12 protein-coding genes and 2 pseudogenes are annotated in these 17,230 nt (G+C 57.5%); 8 read left to right on the top strand and 6 right to left on the bottom strand.

The window, feature by feature from the left end; all coding sequences use genetic code 11:
* Positions 1 to 43 precede the first annotated feature (43 nt).
* Both ACP7CJ_RS24575 and ACP7CJ_RS24570 read left to right on the top strand, forming a co-directional pair.
* On the top strand, positions 44 to 1,273 hold the full coding sequence (locus ACP7CJ_RS24575; protein ID WP_276193478.1) for a M20/M25/M40 family metallo-hydrolase: 1,230 nt from the start codon (positions 44 to 46) through the stop codon (positions 1,271 to 1,273).
* Positions 1,274 to 1,403: 130 nt separating this feature from the next.
* Positions 1,404 to 2,270, top strand: coding sequence for a pirin family protein (locus ACP7CJ_RS24570; protein ID WP_426102427.1), 867 nt, complete (start codon positions 1,404 to 1,406; stop codon positions 2,268 to 2,270).
* Positions 2,271 to 2,470: 200 nt separating this feature from the next.
* On the opposite strand, the pseudogene ACP7CJ_RS24565 reads toward ACP7CJ_RS24570, so the two are convergent.
* The 6 genes and pseudogenes from ACP7CJ_RS24565 to ACP7CJ_RS24540 all read right to left on the bottom strand — a co-directional run.
* Positions 2,471 to 2,938 (bottom strand): annotated as a pseudogene (locus ACP7CJ_RS24565) (MFS transporter); the annotation flags it as partial.
* A gap of 74 nt (positions 2,939 to 3,012) precedes the next feature.
* Positions 3,013 to 3,215 (bottom strand): annotated as a pseudogene (locus tag ACP7CJ_RS24560) (hypothetical protein); the annotation flags it as partial.
* 712 nt (positions 3,216 to 3,927) lie between these two features.
* Positions 3,928 to 4,818: a phytanoyl-CoA dioxygenase family protein gene (locus ACP7CJ_RS24555; protein WP_426102425.1), complete on the bottom strand. Its 891-nt coding sequence runs from the start codon at positions 4,816 to 4,818 to the stop codon at positions 3,928 to 3,930.
* A gap of 76 nt (positions 4,819 to 4,894) precedes the next feature.
* Complete coding sequence (locus ACP7CJ_RS24550; RefSeq protein WP_426102423.1) at positions 4,895 to 6,130, bottom strand: glycosyltransferase; 1,236 nt, start codon at positions 6,128 to 6,130, stop codon at positions 4,895 to 4,897.
* Between the two features lie 188 nt (positions 6,131 to 6,318).
* Positions 6,319 to 6,567, bottom strand: a complete 249-nt coding sequence (locus tag ACP7CJ_RS24545) for a DUF6137 domain-containing protein (RefSeq protein ID WP_426102421.1) — start codon at positions 6,565 to 6,567, stop codon at positions 6,319 to 6,321.
* 26 nt (positions 6,568 to 6,593) lie between these two features.
* Positions 6,594 to 8,207: a GMC oxidoreductase gene (locus ACP7CJ_RS24540; protein ID WP_426102419.1), complete on the bottom strand. Its 1,614-nt coding sequence runs from the start codon at positions 8,205 to 8,207 to the stop codon at positions 6,594 to 6,596.
* 621 nt (positions 8,208 to 8,828) lie between these two features.
* Here ACP7CJ_RS24540 and ACP7CJ_RS24535 point away from each other — a divergent pair.
* From ACP7CJ_RS24535 to ACP7CJ_RS24510, 6 genes are all read left to right on the top strand, one after another.
* Positions 8,829 to 9,974 (top strand): 2-deoxy-scyllo-inosose synthase, encoded by a 1,146-nt coding sequence (locus ACP7CJ_RS24535; RefSeq protein WP_426102417.1) that lies wholly within the window; start codon positions 8,829 to 8,831, stop codon positions 9,972 to 9,974.
* Between the two features lie 154 nt (positions 9,975 to 10,128).
* The gene (locus tag ACP7CJ_RS24530) at positions 10,129 to 11,928 is read left to right on the top strand and encodes a hypothetical protein (protein ID WP_426102415.1); all 1,800 of its coding nucleotides are present in this window, start codon (positions 10,129 to 10,131) and stop codon (positions 11,926 to 11,928) included.
* Between the two features lies 1 nt (position 11,929).
* The gene (locus ACP7CJ_RS24525) at positions 11,930 to 13,177 is read left to right on the top strand and encodes an aminotransferase class III-fold pyridoxal phosphate-dependent enzyme (RefSeq protein ID WP_426102413.1); all 1,248 of its coding nucleotides are present in this window, start codon (positions 11,930 to 11,932) and stop codon (positions 13,175 to 13,177) included.
* The gene (locus ACP7CJ_RS24520; RefSeq protein ID WP_426102411.1) at positions 13,174 to 13,905 is read left to right on the top strand and encodes a PIG-L deacetylase family protein; all 732 of its coding nucleotides are present in this window, start codon (positions 13,174 to 13,176) and stop codon (positions 13,903 to 13,905) included. Before ACP7CJ_RS24525 ends, ACP7CJ_RS24520 begins: the two co-directional genes overlap by 4 nt.
* 97 nt (positions 13,906 to 14,002) lie before the next feature.
* Positions 14,003 to 15,277, top strand: a complete 1,275-nt coding sequence (locus ACP7CJ_RS24515; RefSeq protein ID WP_426102409.1) for a DegT/DnrJ/EryC1/StrS family aminotransferase — start codon at positions 14,003 to 14,005, stop codon at positions 15,275 to 15,277.
* Positions 15,278 to 15,378: 101 nt separating this feature from the next.
* Entirely contained in the window at positions 15,379 to 17,211 is a 1,833-nt protein-coding gene (locus tag ACP7CJ_RS24510; protein WP_426102407.1) for an ABC transporter ATP-binding protein, read from the top strand.
* Positions 17,212 to 17,230: the final 19 nt, after the last annotated feature.

Here is a 17,230-nt window from a genome sequence, read left to right as displayed (position 1 = left end):
GTAGGGTGTGGCGTTCCCTTCCAATAAAAACAAGGATCGATTGATGCTCTTCACCTTCCCCCGTACTCTTTTGGCCGCGACCCTGGCCGTGTCCTTCGCGCTCCCGGCCTACAGCGCCGAACCCCACACACAGATCCAGGCGGCTGCCGAACAGTACCAGGCCGACGCGCTGAAATTGCTCGAGCGCCTGGTCAACATCGACTCGGGTTCCGGCTACGGGCCGGGCCTGACCCAGGTCAGCGACATCGCCGTCGATGAGCTCAAACAGCTGGGCTTCAGCATCGAACGCGTGCCGGATGCTGCGGCCAACAGCAGCCATGTGATCGCCACCCTCAAAGGCACCGGCAAGGCCAACATCCTGTTGATGGCCCACATGGACACCGTATTCAAAGAAGGCTCGGCCGCCGCACGTCCGTTCCACATCAAGGACGGTCGCGCCTACGGCCCCGGTGTGATGGATGACAAGGGCGGTATCGTCGCCGGTCTCTATGCGCTGAAAGTCCTGAAAAACCAGGGCTTCACGGACTACGCGCAGATCACCTTCCTGCTCGACGCCAGCGAAGAAACCGGTTCCGACGCCGCCTCAGCGCTGATCCGCAAAACCGCCAAGGCCCACGACGTGACCTTGAATCTCGAGCCCGGTCGCCCGGCGGATGGCCTGGTGGTCTGGCGCAAAGGCAGCGCCACTGCGGTGGTCGAAGTCAAAGGCAAAGCCGCTCACGCCGGCGTCGCCCCGGAACTGGGGCGCAACGCCGCGATGGAAGCTGCCCACCAGATCCTGCAACTGGGCCAACTGGGCGATGCAGAAAAGAAAACCACCATCAACTTCACCGTGCTTCAGGCCGGTGATCGCGTCAACGTGATTCCTGACCAGGCGACGGCCAAGGCCGATGTGCGTGCGGCGTTGCCGGAAGAGTTCGACCGCATCGAGAAAGACCTGGCGCGGGTATCGGCCAACAAGTTGATCCCCGAGACGCAAGTGACGACCAGCCTGCTGCGCGGTCTGCCGCCGATGCCACAGACGCCGGAATCGGACAAATTGGTGGCGATTGCCCAAGGCATTTATGGCGAGCTGGGGCGCACGCTGACCATTGAAGGCAGTGGCGGCGCGGCGGATGCGAGTTTGTCGGCCGGGGTAGGAACGCCGACCCTGGATGGGTTTGGGATTGTCGGTGGGAATATCCACACGCCCGAGGAATATGCGGAGGTGGGGAGTGTGGCGCCGCGCATTTATTTGTTGAGCCGTATGATCATGGAGTTGGCGAAGCGCTGACTTGAGGTTCCCAGGGAACGTTCTGTGAGGACCTGCTGATTGTCCTATGCATAGAACGAACAAGGTCGCGTTTACCGGCTAGTACCCCGGGATCGAGGGGCTTAGGGTGTAGGCACTTTGGAGGTACACCATGAAGAAACTCATCGGCATCTACACCAGCCCCAGCGCCCATTGGGTCGGCGACGGTTTTCCGGTGCGCACGCTGTTTTCCTACGACTCCCTGGGCAAGCACATCAGCCCATTTTTGTTGTTGGATCACGCCGGCCCGGCCGATTTCACCCCGACTGCACAACGTCGCGGCGTCGGCCAGCACCCGCATCGTGGCTTTGAAACCGTGACCATCGTCTACGACGGCGAAGTCGAACACCGCGACTCCACCGGGGCCGGCGGCACAATCGGCCCCGGCGACGTGCAATGGATGACCGCCGCCAAGGGCATCCTCCACGAAGAGTTCCACTCCGAAGCCTTCGCCCGTCGCGGCGGAGTGCTGGAGATGGTGCAACTGTGGGTCAACCTGCCGGCCAAGGACAAAATGGCCGACGCCGGCTACCAGACGATTGTCGACGGCGATATTCCGTTGCTGCCGCTGGCCAATGAGGCCGGCCAGCTGCGCCTGATTGCCGGTGAGTTCGCGGGCACAAAAGGCCCGGCACGCACCTTCACGCCGATCGACGTGTGGGACCTGCGCCTCAACGCCGGCAAGGCGCTGACCCTGGATTTGCACGCCGGACGCAACACCGCGCTGGTGATCTTGCGCGGTACGGTGCTGGTCAATGGCGCAGAAATCGCGCGCCAGGGGCAATTGGCACTGTTTGAGCGCGACGGCACGCAACTGTCCCTGGAGCCCAGCGACGACGCCAGGGTGCTGCTGCTCAGCGGTGAGCCGATCGACGAGCCGATCGTCGGCCATGGGCCGTTCGTGATGAATACCGAGCAGGAAATCCATCAGGCGTTTGCTGATTTTCACTCCGGTCATTTCGGGCAGATGCAGCGCTGAAAGGTTGACGCCAAGCCTAATGTGGGAGCGGGCAAGCCCCCACATGCGTAATTGCATGGACTTGACCAGTGAGGCCGAGAGTGGTCGTTATGCTGTAAACGTTCGGCGGCGATCATGAGTTCGAACCGGCAGACTCTTCTTTGCGGACATGATCCGTATGCTTCCTTGGAATATGCTTACAAGCCTGCCGACGCAACTTTCTATTTTCCGGCTTCTTGGTCAGCTTCGAGAATCAAGCTCGGGGATGGGCTGCGAGCCTTTGCGAACCACCACATAGCAAATGCCCCAAGAATAGTCGTTAACACGGCCAAAATCAGGATTACGGTCTGGGTGCCCAAGGGCGCAGCTAACAAAGCCACCAGTAAACCTGCCAGAGGCTGGGACATGTTGTTCAGCAGCGTGATCACACCTACCGTCTTGCCGAAGTCCTGAGGCGGTATCACCCGCTGCCGGATAGTGCGTATGTAGACGTTGAACATTTTGTCGAAGCCTGCGATCAACAGGAAACCCAGCACATAGCCGAGCAGACTCGGACTTAGGGCGCTGATGAATGCCCCCGTTGCGATCATTGAATATCCGACACCCCCGAGGACCCGCAGAGGCAGCACCACCCGAGCGAGAAGAAACAGGATCACGATTGTTGTCACCGCATCCGCCGCCTGAAGCCCTGGCAAGGCCACCAGTTGGAAGATTGCTCCATCATATGCCGCGAATTCGGTTTCAACGGTGACTGATCTAGTCAGGTCAACCAAGTGCTGTTGCCGCCTCAGCTTGTTGATTCCGCGGCTCGATCAAGGCACGGTAGACCCTCCTGTTGGCTCGCGCCACGGCTTCGGAACAGGCCCGATCAACCACGATCAGTGTTGGTAAGATCCGCCGTTGTTGACGCAGACTCTCCAGAGCCTGTCCGGCCAGTAACAAGCCTCTGTCGGTTTGCTGGGCCAGATGGCCATCCAGCTCACTTTGCATATCACCGGTAAACCAGGTTTTTGAATTGGCCGGTGGACGTTTAAGCGTCGCTTTGACCTTGTTCCGGAGTGGTGTAGAACCAAGCTTTAACTCCTGGAAGATCAGCGAGTCATTATGGCCTAACGGCAGATTGGACAGTGCTTCAACGGCTGTCTGGCCGACCAAGGTCATATGCGGCTCACCTCCCTTTATCTCTACCTCCGTCCAGTAGCCGTAATATTTCTTTCGGTCGTATTCGACCTCAAAAACCATAAACTTCAGCGACTATCCGGGGCGTGTCCCCATTTTTTCCTGGACCTGCAATATAGAGTTCCAGCCTACGGCTCGGCACCGGCGATAAGTGTTGATTTGATCGATGGCATATGTGTTCTTTTTTGATGAAGACGCTCACTCTGAAGTGTGTGCTGCTGCCGAGAGACCAACCAACGCACAAAGCTGAGGTTGCGTCGTCAGGGATAGATCAAGATACGTCAATTGTGTCAGGCTGAAATCTGTGATTTTTGTTAGCAGGTTTCAATAAATTTCACTTGAAACTCTAACCTGCCAGACTGAGCTCTGGAAGCCTGACATCAGGTTAGGGTATAGCTCAGCCTGACGGCAGTCTTAAAGACGTATAATTGTTCACTAAGATTGACTTTGAATCGAATAATCTAACCAAGGACATCCATTCTGGCTTCCTAAACATTCCTCAATCGAATTTTGCTTCCCGCAGGAAAGACCTGCGATCTTCGTTCTGCTCGGCTTTCAGCATCAACTCCGCGCCCACGAGTTTGCCAGGTTGACCCCGTCCCAACACAGTCATCGGATCCTCGAACCCGTGGACATAGCCCAAGGCGAACGCTCCGCACTGATAGCCCATAAGACGCAGCAATTCGTCCGGCAGCGTACGGGCAATTTCGAGCGGACAGGACAGGAACTGGTTCTCCTCTTGCCGAAGCCAGCCGAGCGCATAAGTCAGGTTGATGGCCGACCGGACTTGGCTGGAACGATTGGCTCCGCCGCCGTGGTACACCTTTCCGTCGTAGACGAGCACCGATCCCTTTTCCATCTCGGCAGGGAGGCTGGCCGCAATCTCAAACTCGACGCTGCGCCCCGCTCGGTGACTGCCCGGTACGATGCGCGTGGCGCCCATCTTCTCGGAGTAGTCGGTCATGGCCCATAGGGTGTTGCATTGCACGTGATAGTCGTTGGGAAAGGGGAACATATCCCAGGCTACTTCGTCTTGATGCAGCGTCTGTGCTCTTGCACCCGGATGAATGGATACGATCTGAGTGCAATGGATCTGAAACGTCGTAGCGTGAGAGAGAAAGCGCCGTGTAGTCTCGAGAATAGTAGGATTGAGGATCAACTCACGCGCCCCTATAGATCGCGCAATTAGGCCGCCGGTGCGTTTGGTCCGCCTACCGAGAATGCCGTCTGGCCCAAAGGACGTCACCGCCGTGTAGGGTTCGAGTTCTTCGGCGATGCGATCCATAGCGGTGCCGGGCACGAGTTTGTCAATGATCGCGTAGCCGTGCTCGCGCAAGCACTGCACCACTTCTGATGCAGAAACCGTGTTGGGAAGGTGAATCAGCGACATAGAAAATACTCCGTGGCGGGTCGTTTTCCGGTGGGCGAGTTTTTGTCGATGCCGCGTAGTTGCTGCGCCGCGGTACTCATGGTCTGACAGGTTTCGTAGAGTTGATCAGCGCCAATCGATATAGATCCAGAATTCGGGCGCCCATGGCGGATGGGGCATAACGTTGTTCAACGTAGGCACGCAACCGAGCCGATTCGATACTCTGCGAATGGTGCCCGGCTAACACCGCCTTGACTTTTGCAATCAGAGCGGGCGTATCCTCCGGTGCGATCAGCAGCTCGGGAGTTATACCGCGCAGAATTTCCGAAAGGCCGCCAACGGCAAACGCCAGTACCGGGACGCCGGTAGCCAGTGCTTCAATGCTGACGCCCCCGAACTCTTCATACGCTGACGGCATCACGATCAGACGGCAGGCCGCTATCGCCAGGGGTACTTCATGATTGGGGATGAAGCCCGTAATCGTCACCCAGTCCTGCAGTCCGGCCTTGTTAATGGCGTGCCGCAGCCGGTCCCGTTGTGTCCCGTCGCCGACGATCAGCAGCTCGCACTCTTGCTCGCGAAGCGCTTGAGCGAGCGGGATGAGATGTTGCCATCCCTTTTCTTTCGCGATGCGGCCGACAAAGCCCACCGTTTGCCGCCGCAGATTATGATGTTCGCGGAACGCAGTTACGACTTCTTGCTGGGGCGGCGCGAATTGCGTGGTGTCGACCACGTCAGGAACGATCTCAACATGACGCGCATCGCGTGTGAGTTGCGATGCGGTTCGTTGGGTCAGGGCGACTACCGCGAAGGCCGTGCCCACGGCTTTGCGTTCCAGCCACCTGGCCAGACGGTGCTGAAGCATGTCCAGCCAGGAATGCGGCGTGTAGACCGCGAGACGAGAGCAATGCACCGTCAGGATCAACGGGCATCGTAGCAATCGAGGCGCCAAACAAGCGACCAGCAGCGCCGGAATTTGTCCGTCGAGATGCGTATGAACGACATCGAAATCATGCTTGCGCCCTTTTTGGAGCAGCGCAAACAGTGTTGCTACCGCCCACGACTGCGTTAAACCTATCAAGCCGCTGAATTCGGACCGTATCCGCGGCATAGGTAGTAGCATGCGCTCGACCCACAGAAACGGAAGCAACTGTCGCAGCTTGGGCAGTCCGGGGAAACCGATGGTCATGACATGTTGATGGATACCTTCCTGAGCAAGCCAAACTGCTTGTCGCCAAGTCTGAATCTGCATGCCACCTACCGAGTCGTACGCCGCCGGCCACGAGTCAGCATCCGGATGATGGAAAAAAGGCGTCAGCTTCAAGACTTTCATACGAATCAGGCCTTTGGTAAATGAATTAGGGTCGAGCGGTTCGAGAGTGCTGGGGCGAGCGATAAGCGTGCCCGTCGCGACTGCCCGGTGAGATGCGTAAGTAACACATCGTTTGACGTCCTCGGCCATCCGCATGGGTGAGGTCAAGCCGCACGTCAAGACTCAGGGTGTTTCCGATCATGTATCGGTCAGGTGACGATGTTGTCTGTAAGCCTTGCGTGCAGCATATGCATCAATGCCTCGATGGAGAACGATCGCTCGACCGAGGTCAACATACCGGTCTGGATGTCGAGCGTTGCTTCCAGCCGGCTGAAGACCTGCTCCCAGTCTCGGGTATTCAATTCAACCCAGTCGATGGCCATAACCTCTTTAGGGGACGCGCCGGTCACATTGCAGATCGTGTGAATGACGAGTTGGCGAATGAAGTGGGGAGTCATGAGTGTGGCCACTTTATGATTGATCTTCAGTTAGCAAAAGGCTGCGGCGCTAGCGAGGCGCTCAGATGACCCGTTGCATCGCGAGCGATCTTGCGAGCAATTCTCAATGCATTGGCCTGGATCGTCAGAGTGGGATTCACTCCACCGGGGTAGGGCATGTAGCTACCGTCCGCAACATAGACATTATCCAGCGAATGGAGCTTGCCATCCTGATCCACCACGGACGTTCGCGGATCGTCACCTGCGCGGCAGGTGCCGTGTAGGTGAGTGCTGCCCATTGCGAAGTTTGAGGCTTCATGTTGGATATCCCGCGCGCCGGCGGCCTTGAGCCAGTCGGCTGAGCGTTCCACCATATAAGCCAGGCGTGTCAGATCCTTTGGATTCGTCGTGTAGTCGATCATCAACCGCGGAAAGCCCCATGAGTCTGTACTACTGGATAGACGGATCCGATTCCCGAGAGACGGATGGTCAGCAAGAACGGTTTCCACACGTAGCACTAAACCATCGCCCTGTAGAAGACTCCAGTCGTCGTGCTTGGCTTCGTAGATCAGCCCGCCGACTCCGGTCGGACAGCGCTCGTCCAAATAATGGTCAAGCGTGCAAACCGTCGAGAACGGACCCCGATAACCTATCGGATGATCATCGATTTGTTGCTGGTTTGTAGGCACTACGCCCTGCGAATATTCGCTGAGTTTCATGCAAAGACCCCGACCGACCATATCGTGGTCGTTGCCAAGCCCCCTTGGCGCATAAGGTGTAATCGAACGGAGCAGTAGCGCGGCTGTTTGAATTGCGTTGCAGGCCAGTACAAAACGGTGACCACGGATTGAACGAACCTTACCAGTTACGGTGTCCATGCATCGCACTGCGCTGGCACGATTGCCCTGTTCCTGCGTTAGTGTCATGGCTTTCACGCCGGTCAGCAGTAGCAGGTTGGGCATATCGGCCAAGGGACCGAGTAGGGCGTTCACCACATCTCGCTTGGCGCCGCGCATGCACTGTGCCGAGATACATAAGGAGCAGTGGTCGCACCGGCTGCGGTCGATCGCTACAGGAGTCGGGCGGGGGGACAGGCCGAGCCGGAGCGCACCTTCCCAAAGATGTTCCGCGGGCAGGCTCAGCGTATTTGGAGCCTGTCTTTGCCTACACTCAAACCCAGCGTGGTCGATGGAAAGAATCGACTCTATCTCGTTGTAAAAAGGAGCGAGATCGGAAGCGCCGATGGGCCATTTCACCGGTAATCCCTCGACACGGATGAGTTCACTGGGATCGAAATCGAACTCGGTATACCGAAACGAGGCACCGCCGTAGAAAACCGTGCCACCACCAAGATTGCGCGTGCTCCATGGCCATCCCCGCGGACTCCATCCTTGCGCGGAATTTCCAGCCAATGCGTGCTCTGCCTGCGCGTCAACGTCTGCATTGTTCGCACTGGCCTTAAGTCTTGCTCCTTCCTCCAGCAAGAGGGTGCGAAGCCCTGCTCGAACGAAGGTGTCTGCAGCAACCGCACCAGCGGCCCCACTACCAATGATCACCACGTCAAAAGGATCATCTAACAGGGTGTTTGACCGCAGCCCATGCAGATGGGACGTACCGAGCGGACGGTCTTCGACGTGCTGCTTTAATGAAGAAGTCATCATTATGGGTGGTCCTCTAACGTGGTTACATGGAGGCGCGCAGCAAGCAATAAAAATGTCTGATATTCCTGTCGAGCCTATCGAATGAATGATCCGATCTTTACAATAAATTTGTAGCGCGCAACTGTCAGGCTATGGAGTAACACTACACTTGGCCTATCACTGACGCCTTTGAAGAAACTCACCCCATTTCGTGAAAGTTAAATTAAATTAGCAGAGAAATCGATAGTAGAAACTTGCAAAATGCAAAATTTTATTTTATTGGGACGACTCCGTAATATCCTTCCTAAAACCTTGTAAGAGTCTTCATACGAAAGCTGAAGCTCCTGCTAATTAGATATGTAACTTAGTGTCTCTGGTTATTGATGGCGCAGTAGTCTCGCGTGTATCAATATTTCAAATTATCTCTATTTGTTCGGCGTGATGCACATGATCGAAGGACAAAATAAGTTTGGTTTTCTTATGCGTGATGTGTTCCTGCATGGGTGCGATTGGTGAGTCGACGCTTCGTGATGTCATATATTTTGTTGACCTGCAATGCGGAGGCCGATAGCTGTGTTGATTAGCGCGGTGGCAATGAGCACCAGGTTGCTAACAGCGCTCTTGTATAACGGAGAGAGTCTTATGCGTAACTTGCGACTTCAATTCGAAGACGAGTGCTTTCCGGTATGGATTGGCGTTCGATGCCTAGAGGAAATCATATCGAATTTACGTGAGCTCAGTGCGTCGAGCTATCACGTGATTACCGATAGAACGGTCAGTCAGTTGCATGCGGGCGTATTGTGCGAGCAGCTTTCGGCTCAAGCTATTGCCAGCCTTTGGGTCGTCGATAACGGCGAATCATGCAAATGCTTGGGAACTGTCGAGCATCTTGCTCAAAAAATGGTACACGCTGGCATTGACCGGGGCAGCGTCATCGTCGCTGTGGGTGGCGGGGTGATCGGAAATCTCGCGGGATTAATAGCCGCATTGCTGTTTCGCGGCATTCGCCTCGTACATGTGCCGACGACATTGATTGCAGCGGCGGATTCAGTCGCCTCGCTCAAGCAAGCAGTGAATCTTTCTCTAGGTAAAAATCTGCTGGGCTGTTTTCACAAGCCCACAGCCGTCCTGATTGATCTTAACTTTCTGCGGACGTTACCGGCGATGCAAATTCGGTCCGGCATGTACGAGATCATCAAGAACGCATTGACCGTGGCCACCGAGAACATCCCTCTGCTCGAAAGTGGATTGAAGTCGGACGCAAATTATTCCGATACGGAACTCATGGCTATTGTCGAGGCAGGTTTGCTTGCAAAGCAGAATGTGATGAAAGGCGACAAATACGAACGGAAAGAGGCTCTTGTGTTCGAGTATGGCCACACGGTCGGCCACGCAATCGAACTAGCAGCGGAGGGGCGAGTACCGCATGGAGAAGCCGTCGGCCTTGGAATGATCGTGGCGGCGGAAGTTGCCAGTCGTCTAGGGCGGCTGAGCGAAGCAGACCGGAATCTTCATCATCAGCTACTCAGACGTAATGGACTGATGGTTCGGTTGCCTGTCGGGGTTACTGTCGCCGTAGTGATGGCCCTGCTACGCACGGACAATAAGCGAGGTTATCTCAACGCTCGTACTGACCAGGTTGTCATGATCCTGCTGGATGGCCTGGGGGTTCCGGCCGGACCGGTTGGCAGCCCCCTGACACTGGTCGACGCCTCGCTAATTCAGTCTTGCATTGAGGATTGTTTAACGGGGATCAAGGATATCGCCGTCGAGGAAAGTTGTCAGTGACAAGTGCGCTTTTCATGCGCTGGCCAATGGCGGGTCATCGATCTCTAACTACGTCGGTGTTTCGCGCTCGACGCGACCACGGCTCTCGGTACGTGCAATAACTATGATCGACCTTCTTGTGAGCCGGCCTGCCCCGGCGGGCCCTGTGGGACTCATGCACATCGATATTGGGCGAGTACTGAACCACTTGCGTGCCGCGGCTGCCCCAGGAAGCCTGGATCAATATCTGGTGGCCTGTGCCGGGGTGCAATTTTGGGCCGACCTGCTCGCAGTGGGAAAACTAAACGGCGTGCTCGTCGATACCACGATGGATGAACTCGAAGAGCAACTTCGCCGCGCCGAATGCGAAGCTGATCGCGCCGCACAGGTGATGCTGGGGCGGCGAGCGGCTGCGTCCGAAGACATCGATCACCTCGCGTCTGCGAGTGTCGCACTCCATGAAAACTCATCGCCCGATTCCCTGAGCAAAGTGCTCCACTTGCCGATGCCGGAGTGCTGCGGCTACGACCTTGCCGATCTCGCGTTGATTGCTGGCGACGTCGACCGATTGACCGCGCAGGTGCGCCTTGATCGGGCCTTCCTGATTGTCGGGATCCGCACCGGTGGGACATATCTTGCTCCACTCTGGAAGGCAGTGCTGACCGGATTGGGTGTCGCTGATGTGCATTGGTGTACGGTGCGGCTACGAGAAGGGGGCGCGACGTCTGATGGCTTAGAAACTGTTCGGGCCTGGTTGGAGCACCAATTCGCCCCCGTGATCGTGGTGGTGGACGATCGGCCGGATACCGGGGCCACCATGGAACGTGTAGCTGCGCAGTTGCGCGAGCCCGGCGTCGATCTATGGTTCTCGAGCGTCGGAAAGCTTTGGCACGGCCCGACGGCGCATCCGATACCGTCACACTCCCCGGCGTACGTGATGCGCGACTCGCGTGCACCACGGCTTTGGGAATGCTTGCGACCTGATGAACAACCTGAATTCATCGCACGACTGCGGGACACAGCAGGCATACCTCCGCTCCCCGCCCGGGTGCGACTGCACTTCCGGTGCCCACAAGGTGAGGTGCGTTACGGGCAAAGTCGCGCCTGGCTTCCGTGGAACGATCCACGGGTTCTGAACGGCCATCGGCCTTTGGTGAACCCGCGCAAGACGCCGATCGAAATTCTCGGACCTGATGGGGAGGCGCTGTTACATCTGCGTTTCATCGGTGAAGGCGTGTTCGGTCGCGCGGAGTTCGAGCGCGTGCGGAAGATGAGCGCTATGGGGGCAGCCTGGCTAGTTGACGGTTATGCCATTACGGTCGACATCGGGGCCACGCGATCATTCCAGGAGCAGTTTCATACCGCGAACCAGCCGGGACGAGCCGACTTACTGCTTCAAGCGGCGAACTGGCTGACTGTCCCTGCACGGCAAACCATTGCCCATACATACCACAGCCCTATGGTCATGGCCCTTGATCCGCGCTGGTCGGCAATGGCAGATACGATGCGAGAGCGCTGCGGTTGCGATCCGCTGCAGGAGATATCTGAGCCACTAAGCGCGTTTCTAGCGGAGCCGGTACCTTGGCCGGGACGGGCGGGCAGGACGTTCCGTTCGTCGTTGCGTTATGGCAGTGGCGGTTGGCATTGGCAGGTTGACCAACACGGAAGGCTTCATCGTTTTCAACTGGAAGCGAACTGGGGTGACATCAGCTTTCCCGAGCTGGAATTGGCAGCTTTCATTCTCGAAAATCGCCTGGCAATCGAAGACGCTGGGCAGCTCGCATCACTGTGCGGTCTTGCCTGGTCGAGTGTCCGGGAGAGCTTGTCACTAGCTGCGCTGATGATCGTCGAGTCTAGGGTCCGCAGCGTGAGAATACCCAGCGACAGTGGACGCATCACGCTCTACGAAGATTTCCATCAATTGATCAGGACAACTTCCGAGTTGGCCGAAATCAGTACACTTTCCTGGGAATGACATGGACAGACCTCACCACATCGTTACCGACATCTACACCGCACAGCCCAGGCTGCGCGCCGTCAGCTCCAGGGGAGCCACGGTGACGCTCTCGGACGGCAAGCAGTATATCGATCTGATGAATGGCAAAGGCAGCGTCACGCTCGGGCACCACCACCCAGCAGTGAATTCAGCGATTACGCGCCATTTACACCGCGGGCTGGCATCGGCGACCTGCTGGAGCAACCTGCATGAGGCGCTCACAAACCAGATCATCGACGACGTCGGAATGGACGAAGCACGGCTCGCCCTATTCAGCACGGGGACGGAAGCCTGCCGGGCCGCCGTTCAGGTCGCGCGGCAATTCACGGGCCGGCACGTCATAGTGAGTGCGGGTTATCACGGCTGGGGCGACTACTGGGCCAGCAGCGACTACTTGCTGGAAGCCAATGCGAGTGGAGTCATTGACTTCTACTTTGTGCCGGAACTACTGGAGCAGGTGCTCGAACGGCATCGCGGACAAACGGCCTTGGTGATTTTGTCGCCCGACTACGTCCACCTGCAACCGGATACACTTCGTCGGCTGGCGCAGATCGCTCGGCATGAGGGGGTGCTGCTGTGCTGCGATGATGTCAAGCAAGGCTACCGCTCGGTGTGCGCCTCCCAATTTCCAGGGACGGTCGGCTTCCATGCCGATCTGTACACCTTCGCCAAAGGGTTGGCGAATGGCCACCGACTGTCATGCCTGGTGGGCCGATCCGATGTGATGGCTGCGGCGAAGGAATTTACCTATACCGCCTATTTTGACACGATCCCAATCGTGGCGGCGTTGGCCACACTGGACTACATGGACAGCCACGACGGTTACCAGCGATTGGTCCAATGTGGAGCCACCCTGGCTGCGGAAATGCGTAATCTCGTGCAACGCAGGGAGCTGCCGATCGAGATATACGGCGATGGTCCACTGCTGCAAATCGTGGGTGCCACCGAGGCATTGGATCAGGCCCTGTACGCGAACTGCGCCACGGCGGGCCTACTTCTATACGAAGGGGACAATCAAGCGGTCTCGCTCGCGACCGGCGACGTGCTTGACGAATTGCTCGAATGTTTCGAGAAAGGACTCACTGCCACTTCGCAACGGTTCGGAAGAGGCGACCCCGCGTCGATCAGCTCGCAGCGGCGCTTCCAGGCAGCCTTTCGCATGATGGACGGAGCCAACGATGTCGTTCCTGTCGAGGAAGCGATTCGCTGGATCAAGGAGGAGCGATGACCCCATCATCCCTGGAGTCGATGACGGGCAGGCGCATCCTGCTGCTATCACCGCACGCGGACGATGTTGCCTACTCCATAGGAGGCATCGTTGCGCGGCTTTCCATGCGAGCGGATCTACGTCTCATGACAATCTTCGGCTACAGCGGATGGGCACTGCCGCAGGCTTCGTGCGAGAACTCCGCAGATGCGATATCGGCAGAACGGGAGCGGGAGGATCGTGCGTATTGCGCGCGACGGCGGATCGATTACGACCTCCTGTCGTGTCCGGACAGCTTTGTGATGGGATATGACAAGGCGACGGAACTTAGCATCGCCGCCCCCGATGATCCTAGGACCGAGGACGTCGTGAACTTGATCCATAAGGCCGTGGCGTGTCGGGGGCCTCAGGTCGTGCTTGCTCCGTGCGGCCTTGGCGGGCATGTCGATCATCAGATTGTACGAATTGCCGCAGATGAGCTGCATCACATCGAAGTCCTCTACTACGAAGACGTTCCCTACAGCTCGAGCTTGCCGCTCCCAGAACTTGAAAGGCAGCTTGCCGTTCAAGGCCTAACACCCGCCATGACGGTCGACATCGAAGTTGTGTTGGAAAGCAAATGCGAAGATATGTGGGGCTACCGTTCACAAACCAGTGCATACACCCTTTCTGAGATGCTGCTACATGCCCGCCGTGTCGGCACAGGCTCCGCACGATATGCGGAGCGTCTATGGCGCCGCTTAAATTGAATCCGCTCTAGCGAAAGAATTGATCTGGAACTACCGCTGGCCTGATCCCGTGGCTGCCATGGGCAGACCGAATTAACCCTGATTGACGGAGGCATCCATGTTGGAAAAGCTAGCAATTTACGGAGGGGCTACGGTCCACGACGGGAATTGGCCCAATTGGCCCCAGAGCAATGAGAACACTCGACGTAATATCAATGCCGTGCTAGGGAGCCACCGATGGTCCATCAGTGGTCAATACCGTGGGCAGCCGTCTTGGGAAGAGCGTTTCGGACAGGCGTTTGCCGTTTACACTGGCGCCGGGTATTGCGTGCCGTCCTCGACAGGCACCGCCAGCTTGAGCATGGCCTTGGAGGCCTGCGAGGTCGCGGCGTACGACGAGGTGATCGTGCCAGGAGTGAGCTGGGTTGCATCAGCGTCCGCGGTACTCGGGATCAATGCTATTCCCGTCCTGACCGATGTGGAACCCGAGACCGGCTGCCTTGATCCAGTGGCACTTGAGCGCGCAATCACATCGCGTACACGAGCCATCACTGTGGTCCATCTTGGATCGGCTGTTGCCAACCTGGATCGCTTGGTGGCGATCGCCCAAGCGCACTCCATTCCATTGATTGAAGATTGCGCCCAAGCACATGGCGCCCGATACGCCGGCCGGCATGTTGGTTGCTTCGGCGCGGCAGGCACCTTTTCTATGCAGCACAGTAAGCTGCTGACGAGCGGCGAGGGTGGGGCGGTGATTACTAACAACGAGGGCCTCGCACGCCGTCTGGCGCATCTGAGGGCCGACGGCCGAACGCTCTGCGAACAGCCGCCTGGAATAGACGAGATGGCGCTGGTTGAGACCGCGGAGATCATGGGTAACAACCACTGCCTCTCGGAGTTTCATGCCGCTATCTTGGTGGCACAACTGGAGGTCTTGGACGAGCAACTGGCGCATAGGCGTCGTAATGCCGCCGTTCTGGATAGCTTTCTGGTTTCTCTTGGTTTCCTGCCACAGGCTACTTCCCCTCGCACCACGGAGCGGGCGCACTACACCTACGTGGTGCGGTTGCCTCAGTCAATTGTGGATACGCAGGGTTCTGAGCGGTTCGCTGCGGCGTTATCCGCGGAAATCCGGTTGCCCTGCAAGACGATGTACAGCGCACTTAACCAGAATCGTCTCTACAACCCCTCCTCGCGAAACCGGTTCGAACTGGGCAAGGCATTCACCGATGCAGTCGATCCATCTTGTTATCAATTGCCTATAGCGCAGGAGTTTTCCAGGTCCTGCATCGCTCTGCCTCACCGCATGCTATTGGCCGATACGAGCGCGATAGAGCATGTGGCCGCCGCCTTCGAAAAGGTAGCCAGGTTGATTAACAATCGGCGTGCTTAAGCGGACGCGCAAACGGCGCATTTATCGCATTGTCTTGGTATGTCAAAGCATTGCCCGACATCCGGTAGGACGTGTGTCATCTGTCGCGGGGAGGCTATATTTTGCTCGGTTTCTTTGAAAAACTCGTCTACCCGTTCCCTTCCACCGAGCCATCGCCGCTGCCTCGGGGGTTCTTCGCCTTTCTTTGGGCTTGCACACAGGGCGTACGCGGCAAGATCACAGCCATGGCGGTACTCACGATGATAATGTCGGCCTTAGAAGTGATGCTGATTGCCATGCTCGGACACATTGTCGACTGGCTCAGCGTCCAGGTGCCGTCGCGCCTGTGGGCCGAGCGCGGCGAGACATTGCTTTGGTTGGTCGCCGCGATGGTGGCCAGCATCGCCGTAGTGTCCCTGCAGACTGTCGTCAAGCATCAAGCCCTCACCGTGAACTTGCCCATGCGGCTGCGGTGGAACTTCCACAGGCTGATGCTGGGGCAGAGCATGGCCTTCTATCAGGATGAGTTCGCGGGTCGTATCACGGCCAAGGTGATGCAAACCTCACTTGCAGTGCGCGAAACCATTTTCGTGCTGGCCGACGTCATGGTCACTACGAGTGTATACGTAACGACAATGATCATCCTGGCTGGCACGCTCGATGCGCAATTGGTATGGCCCTTTGTGAGCTGGCTCGTCCTCTACGTCGCCGCGTTGTTCTATTTCGTGCCTCGACTTGGCAAGTTCGGCAAGGAGCAGGCTGACGCGCGCGCGCTGTTGACGGGGCGTGTGACCGACGCCTATACCAACATCGCCACTGTCAAACTGTTCTCGCATACGCAGCGCGAGGCAGGGTTCGCGCGCGAGGCCATGCGCGACTTCATGCGCACTGGCTACGGCGAGATGCGGCTAGTGAGCGCCTTTGAGATCGTCAACCATGTCCTGAGCATCGGGCTCACGATTGGCGCGACGGGTACTGCATTGTGGCTGTGGTCACAAGGTGCAGTAGGAGTGGGTGCCGTTGCAGCCGGCTGTGCTATGGCGTTGCGGCTGCAGGGCATGTCGCAATGGCTCATGTGGGAGATGACCGGTCTATTTGAGAACGTTGGCATAGTGCAGGACGGCATCAAGACGCTGTCGATCCCTCCTTCCGTTCTCGAGGCGCCTGACGCCATCGAGTTTGCAGTAACGCGCGGCGAGATATGCTTCGAACGAGTGAGCTTCCGTTACGCTGAAACTGGTCGCCGCGTGATCGACGATCTGGACCTCACGGTCAGGCCTGGCGAAAAGATTGGTCTGGTCGGCCGCTCGGGGGCCGGCAAGTCGACGCTATTGAACTTGCTGCTGCGCTTCCATGATCTGGAATGCGGTCGCATCTTGATCGATGGGCATAACATTGCACACGCTACGCAGGACTCGTTGCGCAGCCAAATCGGTATGGTCACGCAGGACATCTCGCTGCTGCATCGGTCGGTAGCCGACAATATTTCCTACGGCAGACCCGATGCGACGCTGGCGCAGATAGAAGTGGCGGCCCGGCGCGCAGAGGCACATACATTTATCCAAAATCTCGGCGATGCGGGCAAGTGCTGTGGTTACGAGGCGCATGTGGGCGAGCGCGGCGTCAAGCTCTCGGGCGGGCAGCGTCAGCGTATCGCCATTGCGCGCGTGATGCTGAAGGACGCACCGATCCTGCTGCTCGACGAGGCCACCAGTGCACTTGATTCTGAAGTCGAAGCCGTAATCCAGCAAAGCCTTTACCGGTTAATGGCAGGCAAGACCGTGATTGCGATCGCGCACCGGCTGTCGACCATCGCGGCGATGGACCGTTTGATCGTGCTTGATGAGGGATGTGTTGTCGAACAGGGCGACCATCCGACGCTGCTTGCTCAAGGAGGTCTTTACGCGAGTTTGTGGGCTCACCAGAGTGGCGGATTCCTGGGCGACCCAAAATGAAAGTACGCGGACCATTGAA

It is taken from the genome of Pseudomonas sp. PSPC3-2 (genome assembly GCF_049897085.1).
In the GTDB taxonomy this organism is placed as follows: domain Bacteria; phylum Pseudomonadota; class Gammaproteobacteria; order Pseudomonadales; family Pseudomonadaceae; genus Aquipseudomonas; species Aquipseudomonas paraveronii.
The sequence above is the reverse complement of the archived record's forward strand: the minus strand, read 5'-3'. Positions and strand labels throughout refer to the sequence as shown.

What these genes read in the sequence shown, in the direction of transcription:
- ACP7CJ_RS24525 (WP_426102413.1), top strand. Translation starts at nt 11,930, where the DNA reads ATGGACAGACCTCACCACATCGTTACCGACATCTACACCGCACAGCCC.
- ACP7CJ_RS24555 (WP_426102425.1), bottom strand. Translation starts at nt 4,818, where the DNA reads ATGTCGCTGATTCACCTTCCCAACACGGTTTCTGCATCAGAAGTGGTG.
- ACP7CJ_RS24550 (WP_426102423.1), bottom strand. Translation starts at nt 6,130, where the DNA reads ATGAAAGTCTTGAAGCTGACGCCTTTTTTCCATCATCCGGATGCTGAC.
- ACP7CJ_RS24535 (WP_426102417.1), top strand. Translation starts at nt 8,829, where the DNA reads ATGCGTAACTTGCGACTTCAATTCGAAGACGAGTGCTTTCCGGTATGG.
- ACP7CJ_RS24520 (WP_426102411.1), top strand. Translation starts at nt 13,174, where the DNA reads ATGACCCCATCATCCCTGGAGTCGATGACGGGCAGGCGCATCCTGCTG.
- ACP7CJ_RS24545 (WP_426102421.1), bottom strand. Translation starts at nt 6,567, where the DNA reads ATGACTCCCCACTTCATTCGCCAACTCGTCATTCACACGATCTGCAAT.
- ACP7CJ_RS24540 (WP_426102419.1), bottom strand. Translation starts at nt 8,207, where the DNA reads ATGATGACTTCTTCATTAAAGCAGCACGTCGAAGACCGTCCGCTCGGT.
- ACP7CJ_RS24530 (WP_426102415.1), top strand. Translation starts at nt 10,129, where the DNA reads ATGCACATCGATATTGGGCGAGTACTGAACCACTTGCGTGCCGCGGCT.
- ACP7CJ_RS24515 (WP_426102409.1), top strand. Translation starts at nt 14,003, where the DNA reads ATGTTGGAAAAGCTAGCAATTTACGGAGGGGCTACGGTCCACGACGGG.
- ACP7CJ_RS24570 (WP_426102427.1), top strand. Translation starts at nt 1,404, where the DNA reads ATGAAGAAACTCATCGGCATCTACACCAGCCCCAGCGCCCATTGGGTC.
- ACP7CJ_RS24575 (WP_276193478.1), top strand. Translation starts at nt 44, where the DNA reads ATGCTCTTCACCTTCCCCCGTACTCTTTTGGCCGCGACCCTGGCCGTG.